General features: G+C 74.2%; 24 protein-coding genes and 1 pseudogene. 17 read left to right on the top strand and 8 right to left on the bottom strand.

The genetic code is table 11. The features are described 5' to 3' along the window. Nucleotides 1-186 precede the first annotated feature (186 nt). Nucleotides 187-309, bottom strand: a complete 123-nt coding sequence (locus tag ACFWMZ_RS24695; RefSeq protein WP_383177353.1) for a hypothetical protein — start codon at nucleotides 307-309, stop codon at nucleotides 187-189. On the opposite strand from ACFWMZ_RS24695, the gene ACFWMZ_RS24690 reads away from it, so the two are divergent. Continuing rightward, the gene (locus tag ACFWMZ_RS24690; RefSeq protein WP_383177350.1) at nucleotides 296-445 is read left to right on the top strand and encodes a hypothetical protein; all 150 of its coding nucleotides are present in this window, start codon (nucleotides 296-298) and stop codon (nucleotides 443-445) included. The two genes, ACFWMZ_RS24695 and ACFWMZ_RS24690, sit on opposite strands and share 14 nt — an antisense overlap. A gap of 123 nt (nucleotides 446-568) precedes the next feature. On the opposite strand, the gene ybaK is transcribed toward ACFWMZ_RS24690, so the two are convergent. The 4 genes from ybaK to ACFWMZ_RS24670 all read right to left on the bottom strand — a co-directional run bounded on the left by ybaK (nucleotide 569) and on the right by ACFWMZ_RS24670 (nucleotide 4,670). Next, complete coding sequence (ybaK, locus tag ACFWMZ_RS24685) at nucleotides 569-1,075, bottom strand: Cys-tRNA(Pro) deacylase (protein WP_383177347.1); 507 nt, start codon at nucleotides 1,073-1,075, stop codon at nucleotides 569-571. Between the two features lie 20 nt (nucleotides 1,076-1,095). Then, nucleotides 1,096-1,851 (bottom strand): LON peptidase substrate-binding domain-containing protein, encoded by a 756-nt coding sequence (locus ACFWMZ_RS24680; protein ID WP_383204130.1) that lies wholly within the window; start codon nucleotides 1,849-1,851, stop codon nucleotides 1,096-1,098. An 11-nt stretch (nucleotides 1,852-1,862) separates the two neighbouring features. Next, on the bottom strand, nucleotides 1,863-2,900 hold the full coding sequence (locus ACFWMZ_RS24675) for a hypothetical protein (protein WP_383204127.1): 1,038 nt from the start codon (nucleotides 2,898-2,900) through the stop codon (nucleotides 1,863-1,865). A gap of 198 nt (nucleotides 2,901-3,098) precedes the next feature. After that, nucleotides 3,099-4,670 carry an oxidoreductase gene (locus tag ACFWMZ_RS24670; protein ID WP_383177338.1) on the bottom strand — a complete coding sequence of 524 codons (1,572 nt, stop codon included), beginning with the start codon at nucleotides 4,668-4,670 and terminating at the stop codon, nucleotides 3,099-3,101. Nucleotides 4,671-4,899: 229 nt separating this feature from the next. Here ACFWMZ_RS24670 and hisD point away from each other — a divergent pair, with 229 nt between their 5' ends. From hisD to ACFWMZ_RS24625, 9 genes and pseudogenes are all read left to right on the top strand, one after another. Next, entirely contained in the window at nucleotides 4,900-6,222 is a 1,323-nt protein-coding gene (gene hisD / locus ACFWMZ_RS24665; RefSeq protein WP_383204124.1) for a histidinol dehydrogenase, read from the top strand. Continuing rightward, nucleotides 6,219-7,406: a histidinol-phosphate transaminase gene (locus ACFWMZ_RS24660; RefSeq protein ID WP_383204121.1), complete on the top strand. Its 1,188-nt coding sequence runs from the start codon at nucleotides 6,219-6,221 to the stop codon at nucleotides 7,404-7,406. The genes hisD and ACFWMZ_RS24660 overlap by 4 nt, the downstream gene beginning before the upstream one ends. Next, nucleotides 7,403-7,996 carry an imidazoleglycerol-phosphate dehydratase HisB gene (hisB, locus tag ACFWMZ_RS24655; protein ID WP_383177329.1) on the top strand — a complete coding sequence of 198 codons (594 nt, stop codon included), beginning with the start codon at nucleotides 7,403-7,405 and terminating at the stop codon, nucleotides 7,994-7,996. Before ACFWMZ_RS24660 ends, hisB begins: the two co-directional genes overlap by 4 nt. A 2-nt stretch (nucleotides 7,997-7,998) precedes the next feature. Continuing rightward, complete coding sequence (locus ACFWMZ_RS24650) at nucleotides 7,999-8,163, top strand: hypothetical protein (protein WP_008414072.1); 165 nt, start codon at nucleotides 7,999-8,001, stop codon at nucleotides 8,161-8,163. A 4-nt stretch (nucleotides 8,164-8,167) separates the two neighbouring features. After that, nucleotides 8,168-8,806: an imidazole glycerol phosphate synthase subunit HisH gene (gene hisH / locus ACFWMZ_RS24645; RefSeq protein WP_383177326.1), complete on the top strand. Its 639-nt coding sequence runs from the start codon at nucleotides 8,168-8,170 to the stop codon at nucleotides 8,804-8,806. Nucleotides 8,807-8,808: 2 nt separating this feature from the next. After that, nucleotides 8,809-9,534: a bifunctional 1-(5-phosphoribosyl)-5-((5-phosphoribosylamino)methylideneamino)imidazole-4-carboxamide isomerase/phosphoribosylanthranilate isomerase PriA gene (gene priA, locus ACFWMZ_RS24640; protein WP_023419902.1), complete on the top strand. Its 726-nt coding sequence runs from the start codon at nucleotides 8,809-8,811 to the stop codon at nucleotides 9,532-9,534. Then, nucleotides 9,531-9,779 carry a hypothetical protein gene (locus tag ACFWMZ_RS24635; RefSeq protein ID WP_383177323.1) on the top strand — a complete coding sequence of 83 codons (249 nt, stop codon included), beginning with the start codon at nucleotides 9,531-9,533 and terminating at the stop codon, nucleotides 9,777-9,779. The genes priA and ACFWMZ_RS24635 overlap by 4 nt, the downstream gene beginning before the upstream one ends. Further along, a complete protein-coding gene (gene hisF, locus ACFWMZ_RS24630) occupies nucleotides 9,776-10,531 on the top strand; it encodes an imidazole glycerol phosphate synthase subunit HisF (protein ID WP_383177320.1) in 756 nt (251 codons plus the stop codon). The genes ACFWMZ_RS24635 and hisF overlap by 4 nt, the downstream gene beginning before the upstream one ends. A 73-nt stretch (nucleotides 10,532-10,604) precedes the next feature. Further along, nucleotides 10,605-10,661 (top strand): annotated as a pseudogene (locus tag ACFWMZ_RS24625) (hypothetical protein); the annotation flags it as partial. A gap of 155 nt (nucleotides 10,662-10,816) precedes the next feature. Here the strand turns inward: ACFWMZ_RS24625 and ACFWMZ_RS24620 are convergent. Then, a complete protein-coding gene (locus tag ACFWMZ_RS24620) occupies nucleotides 10,817-11,749 on the bottom strand; it encodes a ketopantoate reductase family protein (RefSeq protein ID WP_383177317.1) in 933 nt (310 codons plus the stop codon). Between the two features lie 141 nt (nucleotides 11,750-11,890). After that, the gene (locus ACFWMZ_RS24615) at nucleotides 11,891-12,526 is read right to left on the bottom strand and encodes a TIGR03085 family metal-binding protein (protein WP_383177314.1); all 636 of its coding nucleotides are present in this window, start codon (nucleotides 12,524-12,526) and stop codon (nucleotides 11,891-11,893) included. Between the two features lie 82 nt (nucleotides 12,527-12,608). Between ACFWMZ_RS24615 and hisI the strand changes: the two genes are divergently transcribed. Further along, nucleotides 12,609-12,971 carry a phosphoribosyl-AMP cyclohydrolase gene (gene hisI, locus ACFWMZ_RS24610; RefSeq protein WP_383177311.1) on the top strand — a complete coding sequence of 121 codons (363 nt, stop codon included), beginning with the start codon at nucleotides 12,609-12,611 and terminating at the stop codon, nucleotides 12,969-12,971. Between the two features lie 12 nt (nucleotides 12,972-12,983). Here the strand turns inward: hisI and ACFWMZ_RS24605 are convergent, their stop codons facing one another. Next, nucleotides 12,984-13,544 carry a hypothetical protein gene (locus tag ACFWMZ_RS24605; RefSeq protein WP_383177308.1) on the bottom strand — a complete coding sequence of 187 codons (561 nt, stop codon included), beginning with the start codon at nucleotides 13,542-13,544 and terminating at the stop codon, nucleotides 12,984-12,986. Between the two features lie 91 nt (nucleotides 13,545-13,635). On the opposite strand from ACFWMZ_RS24605, the gene ACFWMZ_RS24600 reads away from it, so the two are divergent. The 6 genes from ACFWMZ_RS24600 to trpM all read left to right on the top strand — a co-directional run bounded on the left by ACFWMZ_RS24600 (nucleotide 13,636) and on the right by trpM (nucleotide 18,020). Next, entirely contained in the window at nucleotides 13,636-15,126 is a 1,491-nt protein-coding gene (locus tag ACFWMZ_RS24600) for an anthranilate synthase component I (protein ID WP_383177305.1), read from the top strand. A 69-nt stretch (nucleotides 15,127-15,195) separates the two neighbouring features. Further along, nucleotides 15,196-15,849: a TIGR02234 family membrane protein gene (locus ACFWMZ_RS24595; protein WP_383177302.1), complete on the top strand. Its 654-nt coding sequence runs from the start codon at nucleotides 15,196-15,198 to the stop codon at nucleotides 15,847-15,849. A gap of 128 nt (nucleotides 15,850-15,977) precedes the next feature. Then, the gene (locus ACFWMZ_RS24590; RefSeq protein WP_383177300.1) at nucleotides 15,978-16,214 is read left to right on the top strand and encodes an HGxxPAAW family protein; all 237 of its coding nucleotides are present in this window, start codon (nucleotides 15,978-15,980) and stop codon (nucleotides 16,212-16,214) included. A 130-nt stretch (nucleotides 16,215-16,344) separates the two neighbouring features. After that, nucleotides 16,345-16,800, top strand: coding sequence for a DUF2752 domain-containing protein (locus ACFWMZ_RS24585; protein ID WP_383204118.1), 456 nt, complete (start codon nucleotides 16,345-16,347; stop codon nucleotides 16,798-16,800). Between the two features lie 226 nt (nucleotides 16,801-17,026). Further along, entirely contained in the window at nucleotides 17,027-17,836 is an 810-nt protein-coding gene (gene trpC, locus ACFWMZ_RS24580) for an indole-3-glycerol phosphate synthase TrpC (protein ID WP_383177294.1), read from the top strand. Nucleotides 17,837-17,900: 64 nt separating this feature from the next. Beyond that, nucleotides 17,901-18,020 (top strand): tryptophan biosynthesis modulator TrpM, encoded by a 120-nt coding sequence (gene trpM / locus ACFWMZ_RS24575; protein WP_383177453.1) that lies wholly within the window; start codon nucleotides 17,901-17,903, stop codon nucleotides 18,018-18,020. Nucleotides 18,021-18,066: the final 46 nt, after the last annotated feature.

The raw sequence follows: 18,066 nt of genomic DNA, 5'->3' as shown, positions 1-18,066 counted from the left end.
CCTCCACACCTACAACCACCACCGCTGCCACACCGCACTCGACGGGCACCCACCCATCAGCCGCGTCAACAACGCTGCGGGTCAATACACCTAGGGCGGGCGGCCTCCCCTACGTGTGGAGAGGCGTGTGGGAGGGGACTGAGCGCGAGAGCGGACCCCACGGCAGCCAGTTGCGCGAGGCCCCCTTCAACGGCGAGGCACGGTCCCGGCGTCCTCCGTCCGCGGTGCTCTCTCGCGGGCTCCGCGCCAGGTGCTCCTCTCGTGCACGACGTGTCCGAGAGTGTGACCCAACTCGGTGAGCGCGTACACGACCCGTGGCGGCACCTCCGGGTACACCGTCCGGGGCCAGGGCAACGACCACCATCCGCCCCGCACCGCGTGGAATCGTCAGAAGAAGCCGCGCTTCAACGCCCAGCGGCGCAAGAGCCCCGACTCGGCAAAGTGATCGGCCCCATGGGGGCGGGAGCCTCCGGCGGCACCGGTCCTGACACCCCGCCTCCGCGGCGGCGTGCCTGGGCCGGCGATGAGCCGGCACCCGCAGCTGTTCACGCCCGGGGAAGGCGCTGCCTCAGGAAGAAGCCCCCCTGGCGATCGCCGCCGTGACCGCCCCCGTCAGCCCCACCAGCACCTCGGGCGCCAACTCGACCTCCAGCCCCCGCCTCCCCGCCGACACGCAGATCGTCGGGTGGTCGACCGCCGACGCGTCCAGGACCGTGGGCAGCCGCTTCCGCTGGCCCAGCGGGGAGATGCCCCCGCGGACGTACCCGGTGGTGCGTTCGGCGGCGGCCGGGTCGGCCATGGCGGCCTTCTTGCCTCCGGCGGCGGTGGCCAGGGCCTTCAGGTCGAGGGTGCCGGAGACGGGGACCACGGCGACGGTGAGGTGGCCGTCGACCTCGGCGACCAGGGTCTTGAAGACGCGGTCGGGCGAGACGCCCATGGCCTCGGCGGCCTCCTCGCCGTACGAGGGGTGCGCGGGGTCGTGCTCGTAGGCGTGGGTGGTGAACGGGGCGCCGGCGGCGGCCAGGGCGACGGTGGCGGGGGTGCCGCCGGCCTGCTTCTTCTGCTTCTTGGCCATGGGTGCCGGGCTCCGGGCGGTCAGTTGAGGCTGGTGGGCGAGCGGGTCAGCTCCGCGGCCGGCAGCGAGGGGAGGTGCCGTATCACCGCGGTCTCGCGGCGCAGCAGCGCCAGTTCGTCGCGGAGGCGGGAGGCGGTGTCGGGGGCCTGGAGCAGGCGCTGGCGGGTGGGGACGTCGAGGACGGTGGCGGCGGCGACCAGGTAGGAGACGACGGAGGGCTCGTCGGGCAGGTCGGCGTTGGCGGTCAGGGTGAGTTCGCGGGCCCCGGCCAGGCGCTTCTGGTACGAGCGGAAGGCGCGCAGGACGCCTTCGGCCAGCGCCCCCGCCTCGTCCCCCGGGTCCTCGGGCAGCGGTTCGGCCTCGGCGGTGAGGTAGGGGCCCGAGGTGTCGATGGAGTGGAGGCGGACGCGGGTCGTGCCGGTGGCGAGGACCTCGTAGCCGCTGTCCTCGCGTTCGCGGATGGTGGCGGCGTCGGCGATGCAGCCGACGGCGTGGAGGGAGCGCGCCGGGTCGTCGCCGAAGCCCGTCATGGGCCCGGCCTCGGAGCCTCCGGCGTCGTCGGGCATGCCCGGCTCGCTCGGCGCCACCTCGTGGCCGTCGCGGATGGCGACGACGATGAACTGGCAGGGCTCGTCGGCCTCGGGATCCTCCGGGAGGGAGTCCAGGAGGTCGCGCATCATGGCGCGGTAGCGCGCCTCGAAGACATTGAGGGGCAGCACGAGCCCCGGGAAGAGGACCGTGTTCAACGGGAAGAGCGGCAGCCGGACGGTGGTCACGACCGGCAAGCCTAATGGTCCCCGGGCTTCCCGCGCCTCCGCGTCCCCCGCAGCGGCAGTGTCGCGGCCACTTCGATGCGTACCCCGTCGCGTGCCTGGAGGAACTGGCCGAGCGGATCGTCGCTGATCCGGTCCCAGGGGAAGGAGGTGGCGCGGGTGCCGATGAGTCTCGCCTGCTCCAGTGCGTCGGCCCAGCGTTCGAGGCGGATCAGCACGTAGAAGAGGACGTTGCGGATCTCGGCGGGCCAGGGGTCGCCCGCCGGGTACTCGGCGGAGAGGGCGATCGCGGTGTCCGCCGCCGTGTCCAGCCGCTCCCGCAGAACCGGGCCGCCCCGCCCGGGCGCGTCGGGCCCCTGGTGGAGGGCGCCGAAGGCGGCCCGGACCGGCAGGGCCCGCACCAGGGAGCCGGGCAGCGCGTCCTCGGCGGCGCGCTCGGCGAAGGCGAACGACTCGCGGTGCGAGCCGAACCAGGCGGCCGACAGGTACTGGAGCGCCGCCACGTGGCAGCCGTAGTGGTACGAGGAGCGGCGCACCGCCTGCTCCCAGCGCGCCTCGAACTCGGTGTGCGGGGCGCCGGTGCCCCGGGCGTGGTCGAGGGCGATCCGCCAGGGGACCGGGTCGGCGGGCTCGGCGCGGGCGGCGGCGGCGATGAGCGGGGTGACGTCGTGGAGGAGTTCGGCGCGGGCGGGTGACTCCCAGCCGCGGCGGACGGCGAGTTCGGCGCGGACCAGCGCCACGTCCGGGTCGTGGGGCGCCGCGTACTGCCAGGCGTCGAACCACTCGGGCCGGTTGCGGGCGAAGGCGGCGAGCCGCTGGACCTGCCGGTCGCGGGTCTCCCAGGCGGCGGCCTCGCGACTGGCGGCGAGGGCGGCGGCGACCGGGCGGTGGTCCCCGAGTCCGGCGGCGGCCAGCGCGGGGGCGAGCCGGTCGTCGGGCAGGTCGAGGTAGACCTCCTCGTCGGGAGGCAGCCCGGTGGCGAGGCGGGGCGTGTGGGTCACCATCCGGGCCGTCCGGATCAGGGCTTGGAGCAGGGCCATCGTGCCGACCATTGAAAACCGCAGGTGAAGCCTGGACCAGAGGGGCCGGGTGACGCTTTCGTATCGGTCGATCGGTTGCCTGGAAAAAGGTCAAGAGAAGGCAAAGAAGGGGGGCGCGGGGAGAGTTGAGGCGGGCCGGGGGCGCCCGGCGGTACGGGCGCGCCCCATGGCCCGGACCGGTCGGCGCCGTCCCGCCCGCAGTGGCCGCCGTCAGCCCCGCCGCAGCAACCGCGTCGCCCCCGCCGCCACCGTCGTCGCCAGGATCCACCCGAGCAGGATCAGCAGGGCGCTCACCCACTGCCAGAGGCCGTCCAGGTGCCAGTAGCCGGTCTGGCCCAGGTCGATGACGGGCAGCAGCAGGTCGAGGGTGAAGAGCGAGGAGCTCCACGGCGGATGCTCGTCGGCCTTGATCGGCGCCGGGTCGACCCGGGCGAAGGCCAGCGCGCTGACCGCCCAGAGCACCGCCATCCACAGCGCCGCCCGCCCCGGCCGGTATCCGTACGCCACCGTCCAGTCCTGGGCGTACCCCCAGACCGTCCCGGCCAGCCCCAGCGTCTCGCGGCGCCGCCGCTGCTTGGCGAGGAGCACCTCGCGCGCGTCCGCGTCCTCCCCGCCGGAGCGCAGCACCGCCGCCAGGAGCTCGTACGGCTCCGGGTTGTACTCCGGGGTTGCCGCCTCCACCCAGGTCAGCCGCTCGGCGAGGGTGAAGCGGCCGCGCGGGACCAGGTTGTCGTAGGTGAAGCCGCCCATCGCCAGGCCGCCCGGGCCCGGCCAGCTCAGGGTCTGGTCCATCAGGTTGCCGACGCGGGCGCCCGAGAGCACCACCCGGCCCTGCGCCGGACGCTCGCAGAGGAACCGCAGCTCCGGCGTCTGCACCCGGCGCATCGACAGCTCCTGGTACTCCTCCATCACGAACCGCGCCTGGTCCAGGTCGATGGCGTCGCCGACCCGGCCGTCGTCCAGCCGCACCCCGCCCCGGCACTCGAAGCGCTGCACCCGCGTGCCGCGCGCCGGGGTGGTGCCACTGGTCAGCGCCGGGTTCCCCACGCCCGCCGGGGTCAGGTAGAGGGTGCGGCCCACGGTGAGCTGCGGGGCGTTGAGCGCGCGGCGGCCGTACGGGTTGGCGAGGCGACTGCCGCGCAGGCTCAGCGACACCCCGATCTGCGCGCCGCGCAGACTCACCTCGCCGTGCGCCTCCATCATCTCGGCCTGGAAGTCCTGGCCGACGGAGAGGCCGTCGCCCAGCAGCGAGGTGCCGCGCCGGTCGCGGTGGACCACCGCCTGGTTGAGCAGCAGGTCGGTACCGATCTGCGCGTCGGTCAGCCGCACCCCCCGGTGCACCCGGCAGCGCGGCAGGTGCAGATCGCCCTCGGTGCTGACGCGGGCCGCCTCCAGGCGGGGGAGCGAGCAGTCCACCAGCCGCAGCGTGGTGAACCGCGCCTCCGGCAGCAGCACCTCCTTCTCGAACCGGCAGCCGATCAGCTCCACGTACGGCTCGACGGTGCCGCCCGCCAGGTCCAGCACGTCGGTGATCTGCACCCCGGCCAGCTTCAGCGAGGAGACCCGGCCGGGCAGCGGGTCGGGGCCGTGCAGCAGCAGCAGGCTGACGACGCGGGCGCGGACGCTGCGCTCCTCGCCCCACGGCAGCCCGCCGTGCGGATCGTCCAGCGCGGCCTCACCGGCCCGCAGGTCGTAGGTGCTGCCGTTGCGGAACGCCTGCCACATGCCGTACTCGGCGGCCGTCAGGCCCTGTGGCGGCTCACCGTCCAGTTCGGTGGACACGCGTCTGCCTCCCCGTGCCGTGCCGCGGACTCCTCGACGGGGGCGGGCCCGCCCCCGAGCGCGGCGCCGACGGGGACGGGGCCCGTGTGCCCAACGGGGCGGGCCCCACCCCGGTGATGCCCGCTGAGTGACGAATTGAACGCTCATCGTCACGGAATGTGTCCGACGCCCCGTATCAAACGCTGATACGGGGCGCCGGTGACGTCAGGCGGTCTGAGAGAATTGCCGTGTGATCTCTCGAATCGACCTGCGCGGCGACGCCCTCCCCGAGGGCCCGGCCCTGCGCGATCTGCTGCCCCGTGCCGACTTCGACGTGACGGCCGCCCTGGAAAAGGTGCGGCCGATCTGCGAGGACGTGCACCATCGCGGCGACGCGGCGCTGATCGAGTACGCCCAGCGGTTCGACCAGGTCGCCCTGGAGCAGGTCCGGGTCCCCGCCGAAGCCCTCGCCGAGGCGCTCGCCGGGCTCACCGACGAGGTCCGCGCCGCCCTGGAGGAGTCGATCCGGCGCGCCCGCGCCGTCCACCGCGAGCAGCGACGCGCCCCGCACACCACCCAGGTCGCCCCCGGCGGCACCGTCACCGAGAAGTGGGTCCCCGTCGACCGCGTGGGCCTGTACGCCCCCGGCGGCCGCTCGGTCTACCCGTCCTCCGTGATCATGAACGCCGTCCCGGCCCAGGAGGCCGGTGTCCCCTCCATCGCGCTCGCCTCACCCGCGCAGGCCGACTTCGGCGGCCTGCCGCACCCCACGATCCTCGCCGCCTGCGCCCTGCTCGGCATCGACGAGGTCTACGCCGCGGGCGGCGCCACCGCCGTCGCGATGTTCGCGTACGGCACCGAGTCCTGCCCCCCGGCCCGCATGGTCACCGGCCCGGGCAACATCTGGGTGGCCGCCGCCAAGCGCTACTTCACCGGCCTCATCGGCATCGACACCGAGGCCGGGCCGACCGAGATCGCCGTCCTCGCCGACGACACCGCCGATCCGGCGCACGTCGCCGCCGACCTCATCAGCCAGGCCGAGCACGACCCGCTGGCCGCCGCCGTCCTCGTCACCGACTCCGACGCCCTCGCGGACGCCGTGGAGAAGGAACTGGCCCACCAGGTCCCCGCGACGCGGCACGTCGAGGACCGCATCGCGCCCGCCCTCGCCGGCCGCCAGTCCGCGCTGGTCCTCGTCGCCGACCTGGAGGACGGCCTGAAGGTCGTCGACGCCTACGGCGCGGAGCACCTGGAGATCCAGACCGCGGACGCCGCCGCCGTAGCCGACCGCGTCCGCAACGCCGGCGCGATCTTCGTCGGCCCGTGGGCTCCGGTCTCCCTCGGCGACTACTGCGCGGGCTCCAACCACGTCCTGCCCACCGGCGGCTGCGCCTGCCACTCCTCGGGCCTGTCCGTGCAGTCCTTCCTGCGCGGCATCCACATCGTGGACTACAGCCGCGACGCGCTCGCCGACGTCGCCCACCACGTCGTCACCCTCGCCGAGGCCGAGGACCTGCCCGCGCACGGCGCGGCGGTGAAGGCCCGGTTCGACTGGAAGGTCCCCCAGCAGTGAGCTCCGCCCTCTCCCTGGACCAGCTCCCCGTCCGCGAGGAGCTGCGCGGCAAGTCGCCCTACGGCGCCCCCCAGCTCGACGTGCCGGTCCGGCTCAACACCAACGAGAACCCGTACCCCCTGCCCGAGCCGCTGGTCCGCCGGATCGCCGAGCGGGTCGCCGAGGCCGCCCGCGACCTCAACCGCTACCCGGACCGCGACGCCGTCGAGCTCCGCACGGAGCTGGCGCGCTACCTCACCCGCACCGGCGGCCACCCGGTCGCCTTCGAGCAGGTCTGGGCCGCCAACGGCTCCAACGAGGTGCTCCAGCAGCTCCTCCAGGCCTTCGGCGGCCCCGGCCGCACGGCGCTCGGCTTCGAGCCCTCGTACTCGATGCACAGCCTCATCGCGCGCGGCACCAACACCGGCTGGGTCTCAGGGCCCCGCCGCGAGGACTTCACCGTCGACGTCGAGGCGGCGCGGCAGGCCATCGCCACCCACCGCCCCGACGTGGTCTTCATCACCTCGCCCAACAACCCGACCGGCACCGCCGTCGACCGCGAGACGGTCCTCGCCCTCCACGAGGCGGCCCAGGCCGTCAAGCCGACCATGGTGGTGGTGGACGAGGCGTACGTGGAGTTCAGCCGCGGCGAGTCACTGCTGCCGCTGCTGGCGGGCCGCCCCCACCTGGTGATCTCCCGCACCATGTCGAAGGCGTTCGGCGCCGCCGGGCTCCGCCTCGGCTACTTCGCCGCCGACCCCGCCGTGGTCGACGCCGTCCAGCTGGTCCGCCTGCCGTACCACCTCTCGGCCGTCACCCAGGCCACCGCCCTGGCCGCGCTGGAGCACACCGACACGCTGCTCGGCTACGTCGACCGCCTGAAGGCGGAACGCGACCGCGTCGTCACCGCACTGCGCGCCCTCGGCCTGGAGGTCACCGACTCCGACGCCAACTTCGTCCAGTTCGGCCGCTTCGAGGACCCCGGCGGCCAGCACGCCGTCTGGCAGCGCCTCCTCGACCACGGGGTCCTGGTCCGCGACAACGGCGTCCCGGGATGGCTACGCGTCAGCACAGGAACCCCCGAAGAGAACACCGCTTTCCTCGAAGCGGTACGCGAGGCAGCAGGGCCGTACCTCGACATGCCTCGCGGTCTGAGCGCCGCCCCCGGCGAAGACCGCCCAAATGAGAAGGAGCAGTTGTCATGAGCCGCGTCGGGCGCGTCGAGCGCACCACCAAGGAGACCTCGGTCCTGGTCGAGATCGACCTCGACGGCACCGGGCAGGTCGACGTCGCCACCGGCGTCGGCTTCTACGACCACATGCTCGACCAGCTCGGCCGCCACGGCCTCTTCGACCTGCGGGTCAAGACCGACGGCGACCTGCACATCGACACCCACCACACCATCGAGGACACTGCCCTGGCCCTGGGCGCCGCCTTCAAGCAGGCGCTCGGCGACAAGGTCGGCATCTACCGCTTCGGCAACTGCACCGTGCCGCTGGACGAGTCCCTCGCCCAGGTCACCGTCGACCTCTCGGGCCGCCCCTACCTGGTGCACACCGAGCCGGAGACCATGGCGCCGATGATCGGCACCTACGACACCACGATGACCCGGCACATCCTGGAGTCGTTCGTGGCGCAGGCGCAGATCGCCCTGCACGTCCACGTCCCCTACGGCCGCAACGCCCACCACATCGTGGAGTGCCAGTTCAAGGCGCTGGCCCGAGCCCTGCGCTACGCCAGCGAGCGCGACCCCCGCGCCGCCGGAATCCTCCCCTCGACGAAGGGTGCCCTGTAACCGTGAACGGTGTCTCCACGGCGCTGATCGTCCTCGGACTGTTCTTCCTCGGCGGCGTCTACTCCTTCTACAAGCAGAAGCTGCCCACCGGCATCCTCGTGGTGCTCGGGATCGGCGCGGCCATGTCCCTCACGGCGGGCGTGCTCCGCCTGGACGTCTGGGGGTGACGTCATGACCACCAAGAACGTCGTCGTCTTCGACTACGGCTTCGGTAACATCCGCTCCGCCGAGCGGGCCCTCGCCCGGGCCGGCGCCGAGGTCGAGATCACGCGCGACTACGACCGCGCCATGAACGCCGACGGCCTCCTGGTCCCCGGTGTCGGCGCGTTCGCCGCCTGCATGACCGGGCTCCAGGAGGCGCGCGGCGACTGGATCGTCGGCCGCCGCCTCTCCGGCGGCCGTCCCGTCATGGGCATCTGCGTCGGCATGCAGATCCTCTTCGCCCGCGGCATCGAGCACGGCATCGAGACCGAGGGCCTGGACGAGTGGCCCGGCACGGTCGGCCCGCTCAAGGCCGAGGTCGTCCCCCACATGGGGTGGAACACCGTGCAGGCCTCGGCCGGTTCGCGCCTCTTCCAGGGTGTCGATCCCGAGGAGCGGTTCTACTTCGTCCACTCCTACGCGGTCCACGACTGGAGCCTGGAAGTCACCAACCCGGTGATCCGCGCCCCCCACGTGAGCTGGTCCACCTACGGCGAGCCCTTCGTCGCCGCCGTGGAGAACGGCGCCCTGTGGGCCACCCAGTTCCACCCCGAGAAGTCCGGCGACGCCGGAGCCCAGCTCCTCACCAACTGGATCGAGACCCTCTGATCATGGCCAAGCAGCTCGAACTCCTCCCCGCCGTCGACGTCCGCGACGGACAGGCCGTCCGCCTGGTCCACGGCGAGTCCGGTACGGAGACCTCCTACGGTTCGCCGCTGGAGGCCGCCCTCGCCTGGCAGCGCTCCGGCGCCGAGTGGCTGCACCTCGTCGACCTCGACGCCGCCTTCGGCACCGGCGACAACCGGCAGCTCATCGCCGAGGTCGCCGGCGCCATGGACATCAAGGTGGAACTCTCCGGCGGCATCCGCGACGACGACACCCTCGCCGCCGCCCTCGCCACCGGCTGCACCCGCGTCAACCTCGGCACGGCCGCCCTGGAGACCCCCGAATGGGTCGCCAAGGTCATCGCCGAGCACGGCGACCGCATCGCCGTCGGCCTCGACGTGCGCGGCACCACCCTGCGCGGCCGCGGCTGGACCCGCGACGGCGGCGACCTCTACGAGACCCTCGCCCGCCTCGACTCCGAGGGGTGCGCGCGCTACGTCGTCACCGACATCGCCAAGGACGGCACCCTCCAGGGCCCCAACCTGGAGCTGCTGAAGAACGTCTGCGCCGCCACCGACCGGCCCGTCGTCGCCTCCGGCGGGGTCTCCTCCCTGGACGACCTGCGCGCGCTCGCCTCCCTGGTGGACGAGGGCGTCGAGGGCGCCATCGTCGGCAAGGCCCTCTACGCCAAGGCGTTCACCCTCGAAGAGGCCCTGAAGGCCGTGGCATGACCACCGCGGAAGGCGGTCGGGAGCGGATACGCCGGGTCATCTCCTCCGGCGGTCCGTACGAGCAGACCCGTACCGCCTTCCGCACGGCGCCCGACGCCCGGGACACCGAGGCGGCCGGGCGTGCCCGCCACGAACTGTTCGACGCGGCCCGACCCGCCGCGTCCGTGATCACCGTCTCCGGCTTCACCGACCCCCGGCTGGTCGTGGAGGTCGAGGCCGAGGCGTACCGAGGAGCTGCCCGATGACCCTCGCGGTCCGAGTCATCCCCTGCCTGGACGTGGACAGCGGCCGCGTCGTCAAGGGCGTCAACTTCCAGAACCTGCGCGACGCGGGCGACCCCGTCGAGATGGCCAAGGTCTACGACGCCGAAGGCGCCGACGAGCTGACCTTCCTCGACATCACCGCCTCCTCCGGCAACCGGGAGACCACCTACGACGTGGTCCGCCGCACCGCCGAGCAGGTCTTCATCCCGCTCACCGTCGGCGGCGGCGTCCGCACCGCCGACGACGTGGACAGGCTGCTGCGTGCCGGAGCCGACAAGGTCGGCGTCAACACCGCCGCCATCGCCCGCCCCGACCTGATCCGCGAGATCGCCGAGCGCTTCGGCCGTCAGGTCCTCGTCCTCTCCGTCGACGCCCGCCGGGCCCCCGACGGCGGCTTCGAGGTCACCACCCACGGCGGCCGCCGCGGCACCGGCATCGATGCCGTGGAATGGGCCCACCAGGCCGCCGAACTCGGCGCAGGCGAGATCCTGCTCAACTCCATGGACGCCGACGGCACCAAGGACGGCTACGACCTGGAGATGATCACCCAGGTCCGCCGCCACGTCACCGTCCCCGTCATCGCCTCCGGCGGCGCCGGCCGCGTCACCGACTTCGCCCCCGCCGTCGAAGCCGGAGCCGACGCCGTCCTCGCCGCCTCGGTCTTCCACTTCGGGGAACTCCGCATCGGGGACGTGAAGGGAGCCCTGCGGGCGGCAGGCCGCCCCGTAAGGTAGTCCGCCCCTGACCGGGGGGGACTCGACGCGTACTCCGCCCCGTCACCAGCGGCGGGGGCACGGGCGCCGCCTGGTGGAGGCGTACCTCGCCGTGCTGCGGGGCCGCGGGGTGGCCGGGGTCCGCCTGGGCGTGGTCACCGCCAACACCCCGGCCCGCGCCTTCTACGACCGTCTCGGCTTCCACGAGATCCCGGTGGCCGACCCCGGGGCCGCTCACCTACTTGGGGCTGCGGCTCTCCTGAGCCCGGCCCGCTCCCGGCCGGGGGCGGGCCGGGCCCGAGCGGGTCAGGAACCGCCGTGGGTCCGCGCCACCGTGGTCACCAGGGAGGTCAGCGCCGGGACCTGCGTGCCCGCGCGGTCCGCCTGGCGGAGCAGGGCGCGGCCGATGGCCTCGATCTCCACCGGGCGGCCCGCGGCGGCGTCGCGCTGCATGGAGGAGCGCATGCCCTCCGGGGCGTTGTCGAACTTGGCCAGCAGGGCCGACGCCTCGGTCGGCGCCCCGACGGTCGCCGCGACCCGCGCCACTTCCGCGACGACGGCGGTCAGTTCCTCGCGGTGCTCGGTGCGCACGGTGCCCACCGGGGCGGCGTGGCGGGTGGTCAGCAGGGCGAAGGGGGCGAGGAAGGCCAGCTTGTCCCAGAGCAGGGCCGTCTCGTCCTCGTGGACCAGGCCGCGCATGCCCGCGTCCTCCAGGAGCGCGCCGAGCGCGGCGAGACGGGCGGCCGGGGCGGTGGCGCCGGCCAGCTCGATCCGGCAGAACGGGGTGGTGTGCTCGATGACGCCGGGCGCGGTCCGTGTCGACTCCGCCCAGATGACGGCGGGCACGACCTGCCCGGCCGGGTAGGTCTCCCGCAACAGGGCGACGTGCTCGAAGCCGTTGAGCAGCGGCAGCACCAGGCCCGTGCCGAGCGCCGCGGCCGGTACCCGCTGGAGGGCCTCGGCGAGCCCCGTCTCCTTGGTGGCGATCACGCACAGGTCGACCGGCTCGGTCAGCTCCGTGACCGCCTCGACCTCCACCGTGCCGTCACCGAACTGGCCGCTGCGCAGCGCGAGGCCCTGCTCGTTCAGGGTCTTGGCGGTCTGCTCGCCCGCCACGCAGATCACCCGGTGCCCGCGGCGGGCCAGCAGCGAGGCCACCAGGCCGCCGATGCCGCCGGGGCCGAGGACCGCCACGGTCCAGGGCGCGGGGTTCTGTCCCGTCGTCGCTCGTGTGTCCATGGGAGCAGGGTGCCAGAGGCCCCGGACCGCACGGCACCGGGCGGGCGACAAGGGGGCGGCCCGCCGGGTGGCTTGCGGGTAGGGCCACCCGTACGGCCCGGCTCCTGCTTCCGCGCCCCCGCCGCGGCGGGGGCGGACGGATCAGAAGCCGAGTTCCTTGGTGGCGGTGGCCTTGGCCACCGCTTCTTCCTCGCCGTCCAGGGCGACCTCGGCGTGGGGCTGACGGCCCATCGCGAAGAGGGTCAGCTCGCCGGGCTCCCCGGTGACCGTGACCACCGGCGTCCCCCGGTGCGCGACCGCCGTCCGCCCGTCCGGGCGGCGCAGCACCAGGCCGACCGGCGCCTTGCGGCCCAGGCCCCGGGCCATCTTCTCCAGCCGGGACCACAGGACGTCGGAGAAGACCGGGTCCAGCTCGCGGCCGGTCCACTCCGGCTGCGCCCGGCGGACGTCCTCGGCGTGCACGTAGAACTCGACGGTGTTGGCCGCCTCGTCGATCTGCTTCAGGCCGAAGGGGGAGAAGCGCGGCGGGCCGGTGCGGATGAGCTGGACCAGTTCGTCGTACGGCTTGGCGGTGAACTCGGCCTGCACTCGCTCCAGGCGGGCGGCCAGCGGCTTGACGAGCATGCCGCCCGCCGCGTCGGGGCGGCGCTCGCGGAGCACCACGTGAGCGGCGAGATCCCTGGTCAGCCACCCTTCGCAGAGCGTCGGGGCCTCAGGGCCCGCGGACTCCAACAGATCGGCCAGGAGCAGGCGTTCACGCTTCGCATGAGTCGACATGGGCCCAGCCTACGGCCGCCCCCACGCCCTGACCACGGCCGCCGCGCCCGCACACCCCTACGGGCCCGGCACAATGGGAGCCATGAGCAGCAGCACGCCCGGCCCCTCGGCCGGACTCGACCCGTCCGTCGCCTCCCGCCTCAAGCGGACCGCCGACGGCCTGGTCCCCGCGATCGCCCAGCAGCACGACACCGGGGAGGTGCTGATGATGGGGTGGATGGACGACGAGGCCCTGCACCGCACCCTCACCACCGGCCGCTGCACCTACTGGTCCCGCAGCCGGGGCGAGTACTGGGTCAAGGGCGACACCTCGGGCCACGTCCAGCACGTCAAGTCCGTCGCGCTGGACTGCGACGGGGACACCCTGCTGGTCAAGGTCGACCAGGTCGGCGCCGCCTGCCACACCGGGGCCCGGACCTGCTTCGACGAGGACGTCCTGCTCTGAGGCGCCGCCGGGTCAGCGCGAGAGGTAGCGGAGGGTGATCGTCTCGCCGTCGCGGAAGACGATGTCGTCGGCGTCACCCGCCCACGGCCGTCCGTCGACCCAGGCCAGCGGCGCCCCGAAGCGGGTGTCCTCGCGGGGGGTGCCCCACTCGGTGAGGAGCTGGCCGAGGGTGAAGTCGCGCCACTCGGCCGACTCCACGTGGATGGTGCCGGTCTCGTCGTGGGTGTGCAGCGGGCTGTAGCGCGGGCTGGGGCCGGAGCGGTCGATGCCGATGTCGGCGGGGACGGTCACCTGCTCGCCGTCGGCGAACACCTCCAGCGTGGTGTGGATGTGCATGGCGAGCTGCTCGGTGTCGAGCATCGTCAGACCGGCCTTCTCGACCTGCGCCGCCGTGTTCCCGGCCGCCGGCCACTCCACCCCGCCGGCGACGGCGGCGGCGGGACCGGCCGCCAGCAGCAGCGCCAGCGAGGCCGCGCAGAGCGTGCGGCGCAGCACTGGCAGCGCCCGGCGGGCGCGGAACGGAGCCGGGGCGGAGGAGGCACGGAAGGGAGCGGGGGAGTGCTGAGCAGTCATGGCTCATGTTCTAGCGGCCCGCGGCCTCCGCGAGCGTCCACGACACGGAACTCTCCGTGACCGCGTACCGCTTGCCTCTATCCTTCCGCGCATGGATCTCGACACGTTCCGCAAGCTGGCCCAGGACCGCCGGGTCATCCCCGTCAGCCGCAAGCTCCTGGTGGACGGCGACACCCCCGTCGGCCTCTACCGCAAGCTCGCCGCCGAACGCCCCGGCACCTTCCTCCTGGAGTCCGCCGAGAACGGCCGCAGCTGGTCCCGGTACTCCTTCGTCGGCGTCCGTAGCGCCGCCACCCTCACCGAGCGCGACGGCCGGGCCCACTGGCTCGGCACCCCGCCCACCGGCGTCCCCACCGACGGCGACCCGCTGGCCGCGCTCCGCGCCGCCGTCGAGACCCTGCACACCCCCTCCGACCTCGCCGCGGACCTGCCGCCCTTCACCGGCGGCATGGTCGGCTATCTCGGCTACGACGTCGTACGCCGCCTGGAGAAGGTCGGTGACGGCGGCCGCGACGACCTGCGGGTGCCGGAGCTGACCATGCTCCTCACCTCCGACCTCGCCGTCCTCGACCACTGGGACGGCTCGGTCCTGCTGATCGCCAACGCCATCAACCACAACGACCTCGACACCGGCGTGGACGAGGCGTACGCCGACGCCGTCGCCCGGCTCGACGCGATGGAGGCCGACCTCGCCCGCCCCGTCGCCGCCCCGCCGCTGGCGCTGCCCGCCTCCGAACTCCCCGACTTCACCGGCGAGTGGGGCGGCGGGGCGTACCGGGCGGCCGTCGAGGACATCAAGGAGCGCATCCGCGCCGGTGAGGCCTTCCAGGTCGTCCCCTCGCAGCGGTTCGAGACGCCCTGCACCGCCTCCGCCCTCGACGTGTACCGGGTGCTGCGCGCCACCAACCCCTCGCCGTACATGTACCTCTTCCGCCTCGACGGCTTCGACATCGTCGGCTCCAGCCCGGAGGCGCTGGTCAAGGTCGAGGACGGCCGCGCCATGGTCCACCCCATCGCCGGGACCCGGCCGCGCGGCGCCACCCCCCAGGCCGACCAGGCGCTCGCCGAGGAACTCCTCGCCGACCCCAAGGAGCGCGCCGAGCACCTGATGCTGGTCGACCTCGGCCGCAACGACCTCGGCCGGGTCTGCTCGCCCGGCAGCGTCGAGGTGGTCGACTTCATGTCCGTCGAGAAGTACTCCCACGTCATGCACATCGTCTCGACCGTCACCGGGGAGGTCGCGCCCGGCCGCACCGCCTTCGACGTGCTCACCGCCTGCTTCCCGGCGGGCACCCTCTCCGGCGCGCCCAAGCCCCGCGCGCTCCAGATCATCGACGAGCTGGAGCCGACCCGGCGCGGCCTGTACGGCGGCTGCGTGGGCTACCTCGACTTCGCCGGCAACTCCGACACCGCCATCGCCATCCGCACCGCCCTGCTCCGCGACGGCACCGCCCACGTGCAGGCCGGAGCCGGCGTCGTCGCCGACTCCGACCCGGTCGCCGAGGACACCGAGTGCCGCAACAAGGCGGCCGCCGTCCTGCGCGCGGTGCACACCGCCAACCGCCTCGGGACGACCGCCTGAGCACCCCCGGGCCGCACCCGCACGCCCCCGCCCGGTGGAGCGGCGGCCCGCGTGAGGGATAGTGGAGGGGTGACTTCAGCCGTACCCCAGCCCCGAACCGAAGCCGCACCGCCCGGCGAGCCCGCCGGGCGCCGCGGTGCCCGGCGCAGCCTCGCCCTGGCGCTGCTGCTCGGCGCCGTCGGCGCTGCGGTCTCCCTGCTCGCCACCCGCCAGACCTGGGCGCGCGGGAGCGTCGCGGTGGCCGGCGGCGACTTCCCGCTCACCGCCACCGGCAGCGACGTCACCGGCGTACCCGCCGCCCTGGCCGTCGTCGGTCTCGCCGCGCTCGTCGCCGTCTTCGCGGTCCGCCGCTCCGGCCGCTACCTGGTCTCCGGCCTCCTCGCCCTCAGCGGCGCCGGCACCGTCGCCGCCGCCCTCCTCGGCGTCGGCGACGGCGGCGCCCTGGACGAGAAGGCCGCCGAGACCAGCGGCGACGCCGCCGCCACCGTCACCGGCCTCACCCACACCGGATGGCCCTACGCGACCGTGCTCGGCGGCGCCCTGCTGCTCGCCGCCGGGCTGCTCGCCCTCTGGTTCGGCCGCCGCTGGCCCGCCATGTCCGGCCGGTACGAACGCGACGGCACCCCCCGCCCCCGCAAGGCGGCCCCCGCCGTCGACCCCGACCGGCCCGAGGACCTGTGGAAGGCCCTGGACCGCGGCGAGGACCCGACCCGGGAGAGTTGACCGGGCCGCGCCGGACCCCGAGCGCGCCCCATCCCCCGCCGTACGGAACAATGAGCGCGGACACCGCGCCGTCACGACGCGGCGCCGGGACCACCCCGTAACCCTTTACAGCAACCGAGGAGCAAGACATGTCGGGCAGCAGCCACGGCCACACTCTGGCCGCATGGACCGGCGTCATCATCTCCTTCATCGGCTTCTGCGTGGCCGGTGTCTTCATGGTGATGGCCAACACCGTCGGCTTCTGGGTCGGAATGGTCATCACCGTGGCCGGTGCCGCCGTCGGCGGCATCATGCACCTGCTCGGTCTCGGCCAGAAGCGGATGAGCAAGGCCGCCGTCGAGCAGAAGACCGCCAACGCCGCCTGACCGGCTTGCCGCACCCGACGCGGGGCCCCGCCGGTACGTCCGGCCGGGGCCCCGCGTGCGTTCCGGGCATTCGGCCCACCCGGGCGCGGCACGGTGGGCGCCCGGGCGCGCCCCGGGCCACAATGCCCGCGTGAGCGCTCCCGCCGACCCGACAGTCCCACCGCCCACCGCCGACGCCCCGAAGCCCCCCGGCCCCGCCCGCAGGCTCGCCGTGCCCGCCGGCGTGCTGGCCGCCGTCGTCGCGGGCTTCGCCTACGTGGGCACCGTCGACCCCAACGAGCCCGGCCACTACCCGGCCTGCCCGCTGCTGACGTACGCCGGGATCTGGTGCCCCGGCTGCGGCGGGCTGCGCAGCGCGCACGCCGTCTGGCACGGGGAGCTGGCCACGGCGCTGACGGCCAACGCCCTCGCCGTCGCCGGGTACGCGCTGTTCGCCGTCTGCTGGCTCGTGTGGGCGGTGCGGGCGGCCCGCGGACGCCCCTTCCGGCTCGCGCTGGGGCCGGTCCACGCCTGGGCCGTGGGGGCGGCCCTCGTCTGCTTCGGCGTGGCCCGAAACATGCCCCAAGGGGCTTGGCTGCACCCCTGACCCACTTTGGCGCACCACCGCTGAGCTGCGGCGGAACCCGCCGGCCCGGGCGCACGCGGTGTCCATGGGGTGGGACCGCGGCCGACCGGATGCGCCCCTACCGGCCCCCGGCCGTTACCATCGCAGGTGCCTCCTCCTCCGCGGCGTCATGACCGGACGCGTCCGGATCGGGGCGGGGGGTCACCGAGACCACCAGCACTACCGTCCGGGAAAGGGGGCCGCTCGCGTGAGTGTGCTCGACGAGATCATCGACGGAGTCCGTGCCGACCTCGCGGAGCGGCAGGCGCGCGTCAGCCTCGACGAGCTCAAGGAGCGCGCCGCGGCCGCCCCCCAGGCCCGCGACGGTTTCGCCGCCCTGCACGGCGACGGCGTCAGCGTCATCTGCGAGGTCAAGCGCTCCAGCCCGTCGAAGGGCGCGCTGGCCGCCATCGCCGACCCGGCCGCCCTCGCCGCCGACTACGAGGCGGGTGGCGCCTCCGTCATCTCCGTCCTCACCGAGCAGCGCCGCTTCGGCGGCTCGCTCGCCGACCTGGAGGCGGTCCGCGCCAAGGTCGACATCCCCGTCCTGCGCAAGGACTTCATCGTCACCGCCTACCAGCTCTGGGAGGCCCGGGCCTACGGCGCCGACCTCGCCCTGCTGATCGTCGCCGCCCTCGACCAGCCCGCGCTGGTCTCCCTCATCGAGCGCGCCGAGTCCATCGGGCTCACCCCGCTCGTCGAGGTGCACGACGAGGAGGAGGCCGAGCGCGCCCTGGAGGCCGGGGCCCGCGTCATCGGCGTCAACGCCCGCAACCTCAAGACCCTCAAGGTCGACCGCGACACCTTCGAGCGCGTCGCCCCGGAGATCCCCGCCGACCGGGTGCGGATCGCCGAGTCCGGCGTCCGCGGCCCGCACGACCTCATCGCCTACGCCAACGCCGGCGCCGACGCCGTCCTGGTCGGCGAGTCGCTGGTCACCGGCCGCGACCCGAAGACCGCCGTCGCCGACCTGGTCGCCGCCGGCGCCCACCCGGCGCTGCGGCACGGACGGAGCTGACGCGTCCGTGCCCCTCACCCGACCCCGGCGTGCCACGCCGGCCGCCTGCGGACCGCCGCGCCTGATGCGCGGCTGCCGTCCGCGAGGCTGCCGCGCGCCCGCCCGCCGGGTCCACGGGCGACGGGTGCGGTACGTCATCGGGGACGAACCCGGACAGGTCAACGGCATGCGATGGTGCCGCTGAGCGACAGCTCAGCGACCGCCCCCGCCCGGCCCCGGCGCCCCTTCGC

It is taken from the genome of Streptomyces sp. NPDC058373 (assembly GCF_042723275.1).
Classification (GTDB): Bacteria; Actinomycetota; Actinomycetes; order Streptomycetales; family Streptomycetaceae; genus Streptomyces.
Note: the sequence above shows the minus strand (reverse complement) of the source record. Positions and strands in the feature narration are given on the sequence as shown.